This window comes from Micromonospora sp. WMMD967 (genome assembly GCF_029626165.1).
Lineage (GTDB): Bacteria > Actinomycetota > Actinomycetes > Mycobacteriales > Micromonosporaceae > Micromonospora > Micromonospora taraxaci.
Map to the genome: position 1 here is coordinate 4,139,361 of NZ_JARUBK010000001.1, position 15,805 is coordinate 4,155,165.

Here is a 15,805-nt window from a genome sequence, read left to right on the forward strand (position 1 = left end):
TCCGGTTCAGCCCATCGCCGCCGCGAGGTCGGCGGCGGCCTCGAACGTCGACGCGGCCCGTTCGGTCTCGTCCGCGGTGAGCACGACACTGTCGGCGCGGGCCAGCATCTCCGCCGCCGTCTCCTGGTCGTGCAGCACCATCGCCAGTTCGGCACGGTACACGAGCACCTGCACCTGCGTGACCGGGTCGTCGTCGGGTTGCGGATGCGCGAGCGCGCTGTCGAGGATGCGGACGGCCTGGTGGGCGTCGCCCCGGGAGTCGCCCTGCACGACGGCGTTCGCCAGGGCCTTGGCGAGCCGGCCGGCGGGCACCGGCTCCGGCGTGGGGGCCGTGGCGGGGTTCTGCACCACCCGGATCCAGTTGCCGCCGGGGTCGATGACGCTGAACCCGCCCAGGCCGTCGTTGTTCCGGCGCGCCCGGGGCCGCGTCATCCGCGGAATGCCGGCCACCAACACCTTGCCGTACGCGGTCCGCATGCCCGCGGCGAACGCCCGGTGCAGTTCCCCGAGGTCCGAGGTGAGGACGAGACACGAGCCGTACGACTGTTCGGGCTCGAACCCGGCCATCTCGAAGAAGTGCAGGTGCAGATCTTCGCGTCGCAACGCCACGTACGGGTTGGGTCGGCGCTGCTGGTGCGTGGGGTGAAATCCGAGTGCCGTGTAGAAGGTGACGATGTCGTCGATGGACGCGCAGGGCAGCAGGGGAACGGTCACTTCGTTGCTCATGGCTCCTTCCTAGGCGGCGCGAGGTGCTGCTCGCCCATGGAAATGTCCGATTGTCGCTACCTGCCGTCCGATCGGACGATGTGGCGAGACGCCATAAGGCCTGGGCACGCGATGTGCCGGTATATGGGGGTTCGTCTACGCATAATCAGCGTGTGGAGTCCGACAACGACAATCGTCGGTTGGTGCGTCAGCCCGGCCGGCTGATTTCGTTCAGCGACGCGGTGTTCGCCATCGCCGTGACACTCCTGGTACTGGAGATCCAACCTCCGCAGGACTTCCGGCATCTCCTGCGGGGTCTCGGCGCGCTGTGGCCGTCCTACCTGGGATACGCGTTGAGCTTCCTGCTCGTCGGGCAGGTGTGGGTCAACCACCACGTCATGTTCGACCGTGTCCGGCACGTCGACCGGCAGGTCCTGTTCCTCAACACGTTGCTGTTGATGGTGATCGCCTTCCTGCCGTTCTCCACCTCGCTCCTCGCCGACGCCATTCGCGCGGAGCTGGGGCTGCGCACGGCGGTTGTCGTCTACGGTGCGACGCTGTGGACGGCGGCGGCCCTGTTCAACGTCATCTGGGCCCACCTTCGCCGGGCCAAACTGCTGGACCCCGAGCTCGGACCCCTCGGCATTCGCGCCATCGGCCGACGATTCGCGCTCGCGTTGGTCTGGATCGGATCCGGCATCCTCGTCGGTGCCTTCGTGCCGATAGCGGGCGTCGTCATCATCGCCGGCTTCCTACCCGCCTACTACCTGCCCATCCGCGGCGAGTACGGCGAGAACGACACGACAGCCGCCCGGCCGACCTGAGCCGTGTGGGTCCCTGTCGGCATTCGGAACTCGTTCCGGCGCGTGTGAGGATGCCGGCATGGAGCAGACACTGAGTCGGCGGGCGGTTTCGGACGCGACCAGCGACCAGGGATGGCGGTATCTGCTGGGCGCGTTGCGCACGTCGGTCCCCGTCGGCTCACTGGTCCAGGCAACCGAGGTGGCGGCGCGCGCGGTGGCGGCGTGCGGTAATGACGCTGATGGGCACCTACGTGCTGACATCCGGTCCGACCGGGTCGTCCTGACCCTGCAGTCGTTGGATCAGGCGGCGCTCACCGCTCGCGACGTCGACCTTGCGCGCCGGCTCTCCGCCGCCGTGCGGGACATCGGGCTACGGACGGAGCCCGACATCGGTACGGGAGCGCCGCGGTCGGTCCAGATCGTGGAGATCGCCGTCGACGCGCTCGACATCCCAGCGGTCCGGCCCTTCTGGAAGGCCGTGCTGGGCTACACGGACGAGGCGGGACACGACGGTCCCAAGGACCCGATCGTCGACCCGGTCGGGCAGGGTCCGGCGATGTGGTTTCAGCAGATGGATCAGCCGCGCCCGGACCGGAATCGCATCCACCTCGACATCTGCGTTCCGCACGACGAGGCACCACGGCGGATCGAAGCCGCGCTGACGGCCGGTGGCCGACTTGTCTCCGCGTCCTGCGCTCCCGCCTTCTGGGTTCTCGCCGACGTCGAGGGTAACGAGACTTGTGTGACGACCTGGCAGGGCCGAGACGGACTGCCGGAATGACGGACGAGGACCGTACGCTGCCCGCGGTGCTCGTCGAAGCACACGCGGCCGGCTTCTTCCACGAGCACAGTGGTCATGACTTCGAGCCGTACGACGCGTTCATGTGGTCAGCCGACATGGTGCAGTGGTGGCAGACCTGGACGAACGACCCGGTGGCGGGCGCTCCTCCGTTGCGCGCCTTTGGCCAGGACGGCACCGGTGGTCTGGCCGCCTTCTGGCTCCGTAACCCGGGCGACCCTCTCGATCACCAACCCGTCGTGTTCCTGGGCTCGGATGGCGAGTACGCCGTCATCGCGCGCGACCTCGCCGATTATCTGTGGCTGCTGGCGAACGGTGTCGGCCCGCTCGAGACGGTCGACTGCACCGAGCGCGTGCTCAAGCCCATCGCAGAGCTGACGACGATCGCGCACCGGCACACCGGCTCCACTCAACGATCAACCGCCGAGGTGATCGCCGCCGCGCGAGCCCAGTTCCCCGCCTTCGAGGCGCTGCTCACCCGCACGCACGGGCGCAGTCGCCCCGAATCGTGAGGTAGACGCATCACCACCGCGTCATGGTCGACAGGACCGGCCCAGGAGCCGTCCCCTGCGCGAACGGGTCGGGACGGGCGAGGAGGACCGGCGCCAGGGGTGGCTCGGCGTGGGCCGACGACGGGAGGTCGCCGGCCCACCGGGCCGACTGGCTACCGGACCCGAACGTGCAGGGGGCTCGCCGTCGCGGGAGCGTAGGTCGGGTCCCCGGAGTAGCTGACGGTGACCGGGTGCACCCCCGCCGACAGCCCGGCGGCCGACACCGTGACGGCGGCCTCGCCTCCGGACAGCGCAACGGTCCGCGTGGTGCCGCCGACGGTGACGGCGACCTCGCCGGTCACCTTCGGAGCCTTGCCGTGCGGCGGGTGGGCACGCACGTCGACCTTCACCGTGAACGTCCCGCCACTGACGACCGAGGCGGGTGTCGCCTTCGCGCGTACCGTCGCTGCGGCCGCGCCCGGTGGCGTCAGGGTGACCTGGGCGGTGGCCCTCCTGGTCGCGTCGACCACCGACGTCGCCACGACGGTGAGCGACGACGCGGTCTCGGCAGCGGCCACCGAGAGCAGGCCGTCAGCGGAGATGGTCGTGCCGGTCGACGTCGCACCCTCGACCGACCACGTCACTGCCGGGCTCACACCCTGGTTGGTCGTCACCTGGGCCTTGAACTGCCTGGTCCAGTTCCAGCCGTGCGTCAGGCGGGCCGTCCCCGGTGTCACCGACACGGTGTCGACCCCGGACCACAGGTGGTCCCTCGCGAAGATGGTGAAGAGTTGACCGGCCGTCATGCCGTCATGCGCGCCGGGAACCTGGGTCGTCGCGGCGGCGTACCCCCGGGCCCGGAAGTTGTCGGCGATGGCGTTCTGGGCGTTGAGGTTGCCCTCGAAGACCCCGTTGCCCAGGAACACGGTGAGAGGGTCGTCCCCGACCGCTGCCGCGATGCTGTCGTAGTCCTGCGCGGTCAGGGACGGATTGCCGGAGAAGTGTCCGTAGAACCCGAACGTGGTCGGGTAGTTCCTGATGACGACCCCGCCGGTCATCCCGCCGTAGGAGAACCCGGCGTAGGCGCGCCCCGTGCGTTCGGTCGAGACGTTGTAGTTCCCCTCGATGAGGGGAAGGATCGTCTGGACGAGGTTGTTGGCGGCGTTCGTCTGGTTGTAGGAGGCGAAGCCGAGGCTGGTGCCGGTGAAGTGGTTCCCCATCGTGACGACCACCGTCGGCTCGATCTCGCCCTTGGCCGTCATGTTGTCCAGGATGTTCGGCACGTTCGCCGGGACCATGAAGTCGGTCTCGTCACCGAAGATGCCGTGGGCGAGATACGCGACCTTGTACGGCTCGGGCCGGTTGGCGTCGTAGTCGGCGGGCAGGTAGACGCCGAGGTGGTGACCGCCGTCGCCGAGGATCGTGGTGTACGGGATGTACTGGACGCTGCCGCGCCGCGAGGGGTCCTTGATCGGCAGTTCGTACTCGGCACGTTCCCTCAGCACCGGGTCGTTCTGCTTCTTGTCGTACGGCACGTACACGGCATCGAGGACGTCGTTGTTCCTGACCCGGAACGAGGATTCGCCGGGCGGTCGAGGGTTCGTCGAGGCCGGATCCCAGATGCGCTTGTTGACCCAACCCTGGGTCGGGTCCCAGACCCGGTACCAGTAACTGAGACCTCCCGCGTGCAGCGGGACGGAGACCGACCAGTTTCCCCTCGCGTCCCTGGTCATGTCTCGGAGGAACTCGGTGCCTCCGGCGTGGTAGCGCCCCGGCTGCCAGGCTTCCGGCTGGTACCGGGTGGTGCCGGTGCCGACGTCCAGCAGGGTCAGGTCCCCGGCCAGGCGGACCTGGGTGGCCGACGGGTTGTGGTAGACGAACCGGACGGTGTACCCGGTCGGTGAATGACGGTCCTTCTTGATCGTCGCGCCCTCCACCGCCGTGGGCCTGCCCGCGGCGGCGGCTGGTGTGGGTGCGATGACGCCCGCACCGAGTGACACCAACGCGAGCAACGAGATCACACGCCTGAGCCGGCGTCTTCCGATCGCTCTCCTCATCCGACCTTGCTCCTCTGTGTCATGACGCTTCGTCTGATGGGGACGGGTTGCAGGCGAAGCGACCGGTGGGTGGCACGTCCTCGACGCTGGGCACGATCGATGGACGCGGCGGTCAGCTAAATCGAATTAGCATCGAGAAGTCTCGCTGGATCGACCAGTGGGTGTCAAGGTTTCACGGCGATCGGCACCCCAACGGCGGTAAGCGCGGAATGTCGGCGTGGCCGCTTACGTCGAGCGTCGACATCCGTTCGCGGCAGGCCGACGAGCGCAGGTATTAGGGGTGGGCCGGCGGAGGGCTGGTCCGTAGATTCAGCTGCGGTTGCGTCCGTGCGGCCGCGAGGGGGCTGGCCATGCTGTTGCCGTCGTTGTCCGGAGATGGGCCCGACCGTGCGGACGCCGTGAGCGTCGATGGCCACGGCATCTCCCGGGAAGCATTGCGGGCCGGCGCGGGCGCGGTGGCCGCCGACATCGCCGGGGCCGCGACGGTGGCGGTGCTCGCCAGCCCGGGTGTGCCGACAGTGGCCGCGATCGTCGGTGGCCTGCTGTCCGGGGTGGCGGTGGTTCCGGTGCCGCCGGACACCGGCGCGGCCGAACTCGCCCATGTGCTCAGCGACTCCGGCGCCGAGCTGCTGCTCGCCGGTGAGCCGGAGGCGCCGGTGCTGGTGGACTGTCCGATCCCGGTGCTGCCTGTCGACGTCGCCCGGCGCGGTGAGCTGTCGAGCGTCGACCCCGACCCGTCCACGACCGGGTTGATCCTCTACACCAGCGGCACCACCGGCCCACCGAAGGGCGTCCTGCTGAGTCACGCCGCGATCCGGGCCGGCATCGACGCTGTCGTGCACGCCTGGGACTGGACCGACGAGGACGTCCTCGTGCAGGGGTTGCCGCTCTATCACGTACACGGCCTGATCCTGGGTCTGTTGGGGCCGCTGCGGGTCGGCTCGCCGCTGGTGCACACCCGGCGGCCGACGCCGGGCCGGTACGCCGCCGCGCGGGGCTCGATGTACTTCGGGGTTCCCACGGTGTGGGGCCGGGTCTGCGCCGAGCCGGCCGCCGCCCGCGCGCTGTCCGCGGCCCGGCTGCTGGTCTCCGGCAGCGCGCCGCTGCCCGCGCCGGTCTTCGCCGAGTTGGAGGCGCTGACCGGGCACCGGCCCGTCGAGCGGTACGGGATGACCGAGACCCTTATCACGCTCAGTACGCGGGCGGACGGCCCGCGACGGGTCGGTTCGGTCGGCCGCCCGGTACGCGGAGTGCAGGCCCGGCTCGTCGACGACACGGGTGCGTCGGTGCCGGCCGACGGGCGGACCTTCGGTGCGCTGCAGATCCGTGGCGCGACGCTGTTCGACGGCTATCTGCACCTGCCCGAGAAGACCGCCGAGACGTTCACCGCCGACGGCTGGTTCCGCACGGGTGACGTGGCTACTGTCGACGAGGCGGGGGACTTCCGCATCGTCGGGCGGGCCAGTGCCGACATCATCAAGAGCGGCGGGTACCGGATCGGCGCCGGCGAGATCGAGGACTGCCTGCTCACCCACCCGCAGGTGCGCGAGGTGGCGGTGGTCGGTGCGCCGCACGCCGATCTGGGTCAGGAGGTGGTCGCGTTCATCGTCGGCGAGGAGTCGCTGGCCGCCCGGTCGTTGGTGACCTATGTGGAGAAGCGATTGTCGCGGCACAAGCGACCGCGCCATGTACACGTGGTGGAATCATTGCCGCGCAATGCCCTGGGCAAGGTGCAGAAGACAACTTTACTGTCGCTGTTGGAATCTGGGACCTTGCCGGGCGGTGTCTGACGTATGTCATTCCCGTGACCGCCTAGCCGAAAGGTGGAGTTTTGGCTGGGACATTCGGGCATCTAAGTGCCTCTCGTGTTTCGACTCGTGGTGACTGCTCGTAGTCTCTAGACGAACACGGGGGGTGAGTCGTGTATCTAGATGCCTCGATCTCCGGGCCGATCAGGCCACGGTCGAGAAGCGCGATCGGCAGCCGGCCGGGGGGCTGGCACCGAGCGACGACGGCGATGTCGCGTCACCGCGGGGGAGGTGCGCGTGGAGGTACGGGTTCTGGGGCCGCTTGAGGTCCTGGTCGACGGCAGACGGCTGGATCTGGGCGGTCACCGCCAACAGATCGTATTCGCCAGCCTCGCACTGGAGGCCAACCGGGTCGTCCCGGTGGGGCGTCTGATGGAGGCCATCTACGGCGACGACCTGCCCAGCACCTCCCGCGCCCAGGTGCAGATCTGCGTCTCGGCGCTCCGACGGCTGTTCAACACCCACGACCACCCGGACACCATCGTCACCCGGTCCCAGGGCTATCTGCTCCGGGTGACGGAGGGCGCCCTGGACCTCGACCGGTTCGTCGGTCTCGTCGAGAGCGGCCGGCGGGCCCGTTCCGGCCAGAACGTCGACGAGGCGGTCCGGCACATCCGCGCCGCCCTCGCCCTCTGGCGTGGCCGTGCCCTCTACGGGCTGGAGAGTCGGCTGGTCCAATCGGCCGGCAACCGCCTCGACGAGCGGCGGATCAACCTCCACGAGGACTGCGTCGAACTCGAACTGGAACTCGGCCGGCACCGCGATCTCATCCCGGAACTCTCCGACCTGGTCGAGCAGCACCCACTGCGGGAACGGCTACGCGGGCAGCTGATGCTCGCCCTGTACCGGTCCGGCCGCCAGGCCGAGGCCCTCGACGTCTACCGGCAGGCCCGCCGCACGATGATCGACGAGCTGGGTCTCGAACCGAACCAGTGGCTCCAACAGCTGGAACACGCGATCCTCACCTCGGACGAGGAACTCGCCGCACCGGTCTCACCCGCGCCGGCCCCGCCCGCTCCGACCGCCCCCGCGCCGCTGCCATCGGTCGCACCGGCGCTCGTCGTCGCGCCGGTGGACGACCTCCCCGTCGGCACGATCAGCCCGCCGGTGATCGTCGCTCCCACCGAACCGGTCATCCCGGTCACCGTGCCCTGCCTGCTCCCCACCGACATCGCCGACTTCACCGGCCGGTCCAAGCAGATCGACGTCATCGAGCAGCAACTGTTGATGGCGGCCGAGAGCCCCACGCAGTTCGCGGTGCCGATCGTGGTGGCCGCCGGCAAGCCGGGCATCGGCAAGACCACCCTCGCCGTGCACGTGTCGCACCGCGCGGCGACCCGGTACCCGGACGGGCAGCTCTTCGCGGACATGCACGGCCGCAGCCCGCAGCGGGTCGGCCCGATGCAGGTGCTGGAACGCTTCCTGCGGACCCTCGGCGTCCCCGGCACCGCGATGCCCGAAGTGCTGGAGGAACGCGCCGAGCTCTACCGGGACCTGCTCTCCGACCGCCGGATGCTCATCGTGCTGGACAACGTGGCGGGTGAGAGTCAGGTGCTGCCGCTGCTGCCCGGCACCCCCCACTCGGCGGTGCTGGTCACCAGCCGCAGCCGGCTGGCCGGCCTGCCTGGGGCGATCCACCTCGACGTCGACGTCTTCGACGAGGAACACTCGCTCGAACTGCTGGCGCACGTCGCCGGACGGGAACGGATCGAGCAGGAGCCCGAAGCGGCCGCCCAACTCGCCTTTCTGTGCGGGAACCTGCCCCTGGCCCTGCGGATCGCCGGCGCACGGCTCTCCGCACGGCAGCACTGGACGGTCGAGCATCTCGTCGAGCGGCTCGACAACGAGGCGCGGCGCCTGGACGAGCTGAAGCACAGCGGGATGGGCATCAGGGCCAGCATCTCGCTCACCTACGACAGCCTCACCGAGGAGGCCCGCCGGCTCTTCCGTCGGCTCGCCGTCCTCGACGTGCCGTCGTTCTCCGGCTGGGTCAGCGCCGCACTGCTCGACGAGCCGGTGATGGAGGCCCAGGACCTGCTGGACGACCTCGCCGAGGCGCAACTCGTGGAGAGCACGAGCATGGGTCCGGGGCAGGTCCCGCAGTACCGGTTCCACGACCTGATCCGGGTCTTCGCCCGGGAACGCCTCGCCGCCGAGGAGAGCGTCGCCGACCGCAACGCCGCGCTGTGCCGGGTGCTCGGTGCCCTGCTGTTCCTCGCCGAGGCCGCCCACTGCGGCCTGCACGGCGGCCCCTACTTCATCCTCAGCAGCGACGCCCCACGCTGGCCGCTGCCGCAACGGCTGACCGAGCAGCTGGTCGCCCGTCCGCTGAGCTGGTTCGAACGGGAGCGGCACTCACTCGTCGCCGGCGTCCGTCAGGCCGCGCAGGCCAATTTCACCGACCTGTGCTGGACACTCGCCCACATCGCGGTGACCCTCTTCGAGCCCCGCATCTACCTCAACGACTGGCGGGAGACCCACCGCATCGCGCTCGCGGCCAGCAAGACGGCGGGTGACAAGCAGGGGCAGGCGGCCATGCTCTACTCCAACGGCTCGCTGTTCCTCGCCGAGCAGAGGTTCGACGAGGCGCGCCGCGACCTGGAAGCGGCCGGGGTCATCTTCCAGGACCTCGACGACGAGCAAGGGCTGGCGCTGGTCACCCGGCAGATCGCCTTCGCCGACCGGATCCGAGGAGACCTGCCGGCCGCCGCCATCCGCTACTCGCACGCCTTGGACAGCTTCCGACGCAGCGGCGACCTGGGCGCCGCAGCCTACGTCCTGCACAGTCTGGCGCAGGTGCACATGGAGAGCGGACATCCGCAGGACGCGTTGGCCATCCTGCCCGAGGCGCTGGTGATGAGCCGCAGCGCCCGCAGCCGCCGGGTGGAGGCGCAGGTGCTGCACCGCATGGGCGACACCTACCTGAACACCGGAGACCCGCTCGCGGCGGCCAGCGCCTTCGCCGAGGCGTTGGCGGTGGTGCAGGACATCGGCGACCCGGTTGGTGAGGCGTACGCGCTGCACGGGTTGGGCGTGGCGCACATGACCGCCGGTGATCTGACCGCCGCCGAGACAGCGTTGCAGAGCGCCCTGGGCCTGGCGAGCACGGCTGGGGAACGACTCATCGAGGCGCGGGTGTCGCTGGCGCTGGGCGAACTCGCCCTCGAACGGGGCAGCGCGACGCAGGCGGTGGTGCACCTGCACCGGGCACTCGGACTGTTCCGGGGGATCCGCGCGCCGAAGTTCGAACAGCGGGTGCTGACCAAGCTGACGGAGGCGTACGTGGCGGCCGGGGGCCGGGAACATCCGGCGGCTACGGCGACCGAACCGGTGCGTGACAACGTGGTTCCGCTGGTGCGTCAACCTCGGCAGCAGCGGCCGGATCGCACGGGCAGCGGTTCCTCGGTGGTGCAGGGACTTCGTCAGGGCTGAAACTCGGGGTGCGGCCGGCCGGCTCGTCAGCCGTACCGGGCTCCCGGGACGTGTGCCCGGTGGCCGTTGATCAGATGGCCCGCCGGAGACCCACGTGGTGCGCCGTCAGCCCCAGGGCTGGCTGGGGGAGGCGGTCGTGCTCGGGGTGGGGGTGGCCGCCGGCGCCGGGGTGCTACCGCTGGCGTCCTCGGCGTGGGCGGCGGTCGCCCCGAACATCCCGATGGTGACGGCGGCGGCGGCGAGGGCGATGGCGATGCGGGCCTTGACGGTGAGCGAGACGTTGCTGCGCATGGCGATGTTCCTCCAGGTGAGGGGGATTTCGTTCCGCCGTGTTCGGCGATGACACAAACGTAGGAACGAGCCCCATCCCCCTGTTATCTGTTCGCCTGCAACCCCCTATCACCGCTATCGGATAGCGACCGATAGCTGGCGATAGAACGGCGAAGGCCATCCGATAGCCAATCGGCGCAGTCTTCTGCCCTAGGCCGGGAATCCGGCAACCAACCGTCGCCGGCTCGCACCGCGGGTCACCGCGACGGGACCGACTGGCAGGTGACAACACATGAGTGTTTCGGCGCAAGCTTTGGACGGTGTGTTCGGCCGCCCGGCGGCGGGCATCCGGGCGCGGTTGGAACGCGCTGACGACGGCGGCTGGAAGCCGGTCGCCGACGCGGAGTCCGACCCCGACGGCCACATCGACGACTGGGCGGCAGAGCTCCTGGAGAGGGGCCCCTACCGGATCGTCTTCGACAGCGACCACTACTTCTCCGGCCTCGGCGTGAGCGCCGCGTACCCGGAGATCGCTGTCACCTTCCGAGTCCAGGACGAGTCCGACACCTGTCAGGTCCAGGTGCTCCTCACTCCCTACTCGTACTCGATGTACTTCGGCACCCGCGGATGAGTCAGGTGGCGGCCGGGCCACACGCGCCGGCTCCGTACAGCGAGGAAAGGAATCCATCGTGAACCCGAGTCGACGTTCCGCCGGCCGCTACCTGCCCTCCGCTCCGGTGAGCCTGCCGGACCGGAGGTGGCCGAGCCGTACGGTCACCACCGCGCCCCGGTGGCTCTCGACCGACCTGCGCGACGGCAACCAGTCGTTGGCCAACCCGATGAGCCCGGCCAGGAAACTGGCCATGTTCCGGTTGCTCGTGGAGATGGGCTACCAGGAGATCGAGGTCGGTTTCCCGGTCGCGAGCCAGGACGACCACGACTTCGTCCGGCTGTTGATCGAGGACGACCTGATCCCGGACGACGTCTGCATCACGGTGCTGACCCAGGCCCGCGACGAGCTGATCCGGCGCACGGTGGAGAGCCTGGCCGGCGCGCCGAGGGCACGCATCCACATCTACAACGCGACCTCGCCGCTGTTCCGCCGGGTCGTCTTCGGCATGACGCGCGCCGAGTGCCTGGACCTCGCGGTCCAGGGGACGCGCCTGATGATGAAGTACGCGGACCGCACCCTGGCCGGCACCGATCTGCGTTACCAGTACTCGCCCGAGCTGTTCAACGACACCGAGCTGGAGTTCTCACTCGAGGTCTGCGAAGCGGTCATGGACGTGTGGCAGCCGGAGACGGACCGACCGATCATCCTGAACTTCCCGACCACCGTCGAGCGGACCATGCCGAACGTGTTCGCCGACCAGATCGAGTGGCTGGACCGCAACCTGTCCCGCCGCGAGCACGTGTGCCTCTCGGTGCACCCGCACAACGACCGTGGCACCGGCGTCGCCTCCGCGGAGCTGGCGACCCTCGCCGGCGCGCAGCGGATCGAAGGCTGCCTGTTCGGCAACGGCGAACGGGCCGGCAACGTCTGCCTGGTCACGCTCGGGCTGAACCTCTACACCCAGGGCATCGACCCGGGTGTCGACTTCTCCGACATCAACCGGATCCGGCGGACCGTCGAGTACTGCAACGAACTGCCGGTGCACCCGCGCCACCCGTACGGCGGCGACCTGGCCTACACCGCGTTCTCCGGTTCGCACCAGGACGCCATCAAGAAGGGTTTCGACGAGCGCGCCCGGGCCGCGATGGCGATCGGCGCGTCCGTCGACGACCTGCCCTGGGAGGTGCCGTACCTGCCGCTCGACCCGGAGGACGTCGGGCGCACCTACGAGACCGTGGTCCGGATCAACAGCCAGTCCGGTAAGGGTGGCGTCGCGTACGTGCTGGCCAGCCGGCACGGCATGCTCCTGCCGCGCGACCTGCAACTGGAGTTCGCCGCCGTGGTGCAGGCGCAGGCCGACGCCGCCGGGGCGGAGATCTCACCGGCTCGCATCGGGGAGCTGTTCCTCCAGGAGTACGTCGTGCGGCGCCCCCTGTCGGTGCCGTTGCGCTTCCGCGACATGGTCGCCACCGAACTGCACGTCGGGGGCGGCGGCTTCACCATCGGCGCGGCCCGGGCCGACGCGATCGAGCAGATCCGCGCCACGATGCTGTCCTGGGGGATCGACGTACGCGCCGTGCACCGTACCGGGGTCGGCGCGGTCAGCGAGCGCGACGACGTGGTCGTGTACGCCGAGTGTCGGCTCGGCACCCGTACCGTCTGGGGCGTCGGCATCGACGCGGAACCGGACACCGCCGCCTTCGCCGCCGTCCGCGCGGCCCTCAGCCGTGCGCTGCGCTCCGGCAACGCCCTGGAGACCGTCGGGGACCTCGACGCCCCCGTGATGCACCCCGCGCCACCCCTGCTGCGCCCCGTCCTGGCCGGCGCCGTCGGCCGCGACCTGGCTGGCACCGTCGGCCTCGACCGGGCCGGCTGAACACCATTCGAGGCCGTTCACCATTCCAGACCTGGGGGAAATCCACATGGGACTCGTTGAGAGAGACAAGGCGGTGACAGGCCTGGAGGGCCTGCTCACCGAGGCGGTCGCGGGCCGTGGCCGGGTGGCGATGATCACCGGTACCGTCGGCACCGGCAAGAGCGAACTACTGCACACCCTGGCCGACCGGGCTGTCGACTTCGGTGCCCTGGCGGTCACCGCGAGCGGCGCCCACGCCGAGCGCAACCTGCCCCTGGCGCTGCTCAGCCAGCTCTTTCACGACGCGCCCCTGCAGGACCGTGAGCGTGAGCGGGCGATGAGCCTGCTGCACGAGGGCACCGTCGCGGCCCTGGCCGCCGACAACCGGGACGACAACGAGCACATCGACGTGCAGATCGTGCACGGCCTCTGCACCATCCTGCTGGAACTGGCCGAACGCTATCCACTGGCGTTGCTCGTCGACGACGTGCACCACGCCGACCGCGCCTCGGTGGTCTGCCTCGCGTACCTGGCGCGACGCGCCCGGTTCGCGCCGGTCCTGGTCGCCTTCACGCAGACCGAGTTCGGGCGCAGCGCCGACCCGTCCTGGCAGGCGGAGCTGCTGCGCCCGGGGCACGGGAGCCGGATCAAGCTGACGCCGCTCACCGGCCTCGGCGTGCAGCAGCTCGCCGCCGAGACGGTCGGCGCGGAGGTCGCCGAACGGCTGGCCGGCCAGTGGTACCAGCTCACCGGCGGCAACCCGCTCCTGGTCACCGGCCTGGTGGAGGACTACCAGGCCGCCACCGAGGAGACCGGCGCCGAGCCGGACGAGGTGGTGGCGGGGGAGCGGTACGCCCAGGCCGTCGTGTCCTGCCTACGCCGTGGTGAACCGCAGATGCTGGAGGTCGCCCGCGGAGTGGCGGTGCTCGCCGACACCGAGGCGCTCGACCGGCTCCTGCGTACCGACGCCGGCGTGGTCGCGCAGGCCATGCGGGCGCTGACCACGGCCGGCATCTTCACCCTCGGTGGGTTCCGGCACCCGGTCGCCGCAGCCGCCGTGCTCGCCGGGTTCGACCAGGACGAGCGGGCGGAGCTGCACCGGCGCGCGGCGGTGCTCGCCTACGACGGCGGCGCGTCGGCGCGCGTGGTGGCCGAGCACCTGCTGGGCGCCAAGGAGGCCAGCGAGGCGTGGGGGGTGGCGGCGCTGGAGGACGCCGCCCGGCAGGCCCTGCGGGAGGGCCAGGTGGAGTCGGCCGTCAGCTACCTCAAGCTGGCCTGGCGGGCCTGCACCGACGAACGGCACAAGATCAAGATCATGACCACTCTGGTACGCGCCGAGTGGCGGGTCAACCCCAGCACCTCCAGCAGCTACCTGCCCGAACTCGCCGGCGCGCTGGACAAGGGTTTCCTCCAGGGCAGCGACGCGGTGATCCTGGCCAAGGCGCTGCTGTGGCACGGGCAGCTCGCCGAGGCGGAGGTGATCCTGGAACACCTCGCCGCCACCGGAGTGGACCTCGACCCGGCCGTCGCCGGAGAACTGGCCATGACCCGGCCCTGGCTGCGCTGCTCGTTCACGCCACTGGCCCAGCACTTCCGACCGGCGCCGGTGACCGTCACCACGGTCTCGGCGAGCCGTCGCCTGGAGGCGGCCAACGCGCTGTCCACGGTGCTCAGCGCCACCCCGTCGGAGAACGTGGCAGTCGTCGTCGAACGCATCCTGCGCAGCTCCCGGCTCGACGAGATGAGCCTGGACACGGTGGAGAGCGCCCTGCTCACCCTCACCTACGGCGGGCACGCCGAACAGGCGGCGCCCTGGTGCGACCTGTTCATCGAGGAGGCGCACACCCGACGCGCCCCCAGCCGGCAGGCCCGTCTCGCCGCGATCCGGGCAGAGGTCGCGCTCCGCCTCGGTGACCTGCCCGGCGCGGCCCGGCACGCCCGCCTGGCCCTGGAGATCATGCCGCCGAGCAGCTGGGGTGTGGGCGTCGGCGTGCCGCTGGCCAGCCTCGTCACGGCCTGCACCGCGATGGGTCGCTTCGACGAGGTGTCCGAGTGGCTGGACCAGCCGGTGCCGGAGACCATGTTCCAGACCCGGTACGGGCTGCACTACCTGCACGCCCGTGGTCGCTACAGCATGGCGACCGGCCACCTGCCGCTCGCGCTCCGGGACTTCCAGAAGTGCGGTGAGCTGATGACCACCTGGGAGCTGGACGCGCCGGGCCTGGTCGCCTGGCGCACCGACGCCGCCGAGACCCTGCTGCGGATGGGACGCCCCGACCAGGCCCGCCGGCTCATCGAGGACCAGTTGGGGCGGTGCGGCAAGGACATGCCGCGCGTACACGGCTCCGCGCTGCGTCTGCTCGCCGCGACCAGCCAGCTGCGGCACCGGCCGATGCTGCTGCGGCAGGCGGCCGACCTGTTGCAGTCCGGCGCCGACCGGTACGAGCACTCCCGGGTGCTCGTCGACCTGACCGAGGCGTACCACGCGCTCGGTGAGTCGCGGCGCGCCGGAATGATTGGCCGGCGGGCGCGGGCACTGGCGGAGGAGTGCGACGCGCAGCCTCTGCTCCGCCGGCTCTCGCGCGACATCGGCTGGGACGACAAGGAGACCGCCGCGGCGCAGCCCAGCGTCACCGGCAGTGCCGCGATGCTCAGCGACGCCGAACGCCGGGTGGCCGCCCTGGCCGCGATCGGCTACACCAACCGGGAGATCTCCGACAAGCTCTACATCACCGTGAGCACCGTGGAGCAGCACCTGACACGCATCTACCGCAAGCTCGGCGTGGTGGGGCGTACGGACCTGCCGGCGCACCTCGAACTCGACCTGTCCGCGACCGTCTGACCCCGCGTACCCCGGCCCCGCACCGCGTCACCGCGCGGTCGGGGCCGCGGTGTGTGGGGGCCGCGGTGTGTGGGGGTCGCGATGCGGACGGGCCGTCGGTGTCCGGCCCCGCGGGATTGGCCGCCGGTCG

11 protein-coding genes are annotated in these 15,805 nt (G+C 70.4%); 8 read left to right on the forward strand and 3 right to left on the reverse strand.

From position 1 onward, the window contains the following. Positions 1-6 precede the first annotated feature (6 nt). Positions 7-726, reverse strand: a complete 720-nt coding sequence (locus O7631_RS19150) for a VOC family protein (protein WP_278145460.1) — start codon at positions 724-726, stop codon at positions 7-9. A gap of 152 nt (positions 727-878) precedes the next feature. Here O7631_RS19150 and O7631_RS19155 point away from each other — a divergent pair, with 152 nt between their 5' ends. From O7631_RS19155 to O7631_RS19165, 3 genes are read left to right on the forward strand one after another with little or no spacing between them, the layout of a single operon-like run. After that, positions 879-1,529 (forward strand): TMEM175 family protein, encoded by a 651-nt coding sequence (locus O7631_RS19155; RefSeq protein WP_278145461.1) that lies wholly within the window; start codon positions 879-881, stop codon positions 1,527-1,529. A 58-nt stretch (positions 1,530-1,587) separates the two neighbouring features. Continuing rightward, positions 1,588-2,289 (forward strand): VOC family protein, encoded by a 702-nt coding sequence (locus O7631_RS19160; RefSeq protein ID WP_278145462.1) that lies wholly within the window; start codon positions 1,588-1,590, stop codon positions 2,287-2,289. Beyond that, positions 2,286-2,819, forward strand: a complete 534-nt coding sequence (locus O7631_RS19165) for an SMI1/KNR4 family protein (RefSeq protein WP_278145463.1) — start codon at positions 2,286-2,288, stop codon at positions 2,817-2,819. The genes O7631_RS19160 and O7631_RS19165 overlap by 4 nt, the downstream gene beginning before the upstream one ends. 152 nt (positions 2,820-2,971) lie before the next feature. Here O7631_RS19165 and O7631_RS19170 read toward each other — a convergent pair whose 3' ends face one another. Further along, positions 2,972-4,819, reverse strand: a complete 1,848-nt coding sequence (locus O7631_RS19170) for an Ig-like domain repeat protein (protein WP_278145465.1) — start codon at positions 4,817-4,819, stop codon at positions 2,972-2,974. Positions 4,820-5,205: 386 nt separating this feature from the next. Between O7631_RS19170 and O7631_RS19175 the strand changes: the two genes are divergently transcribed. Together O7631_RS19175 and O7631_RS19180 are read left to right on the forward strand one after the other, a co-directional pair. Further along, positions 5,206-6,645 (forward strand): AMP-binding protein, encoded by a 1,440-nt coding sequence (locus O7631_RS19175; RefSeq protein WP_278145466.1) that lies wholly within the window; start codon positions 5,206-5,208, stop codon positions 6,643-6,645. Between the two features lie 255 nt (positions 6,646-6,900). Continuing rightward, the gene (locus tag O7631_RS19180; protein ID WP_278145468.1) at positions 6,901-10,095 is read left to right on the forward strand and encodes a BTAD domain-containing putative transcriptional regulator; all 3,195 of its coding nucleotides are present in this window, start codon (positions 6,901-6,903) and stop codon (positions 10,093-10,095) included. A 105-nt stretch (positions 10,096-10,200) separates the two neighbouring features. On the opposite strand, the gene O7631_RS19185 is transcribed toward O7631_RS19180, so the two are convergent. Further along, positions 10,201-10,386 carry a hypothetical protein gene (locus tag O7631_RS19185; RefSeq protein ID WP_278145469.1) on the reverse strand — a complete coding sequence of 62 codons (186 nt, stop codon included), beginning with the start codon at positions 10,384-10,386 and terminating at the stop codon, positions 10,201-10,203. Between the two features lie 271 nt (positions 10,387-10,657). Here O7631_RS19185 and O7631_RS19190 point away from each other — a divergent pair, with 271 nt between their 5' ends. From O7631_RS19190 to O7631_RS19200, 3 genes are read left to right on the forward strand one after another with little or no spacing between them, the layout of a single operon-like run. Beyond that, the gene (locus O7631_RS19190) at positions 10,658-10,996 is read left to right on the forward strand and encodes a hydroxyisourate hydrolase (protein ID WP_088990103.1); all 339 of its coding nucleotides are present in this window, start codon (positions 10,658-10,660) and stop codon (positions 10,994-10,996) included. A 58-nt stretch (positions 10,997-11,054) separates the two neighbouring features. Then, a complete protein-coding gene (locus O7631_RS19195; protein ID WP_278145470.1) occupies positions 11,055-12,854 on the forward strand; it encodes a 2-isopropylmalate synthase in 1,800 nt (599 codons plus the stop codon). Between the two features lie 46 nt (positions 12,855-12,900). Beyond that, complete coding sequence (locus O7631_RS19200; protein WP_278145471.1) at positions 12,901-15,675, forward strand: LuxR family transcriptional regulator; 2,775 nt, start codon at positions 12,901-12,903, stop codon at positions 15,673-15,675. Positions 15,676-15,805: the final 130 nt, after the last annotated feature.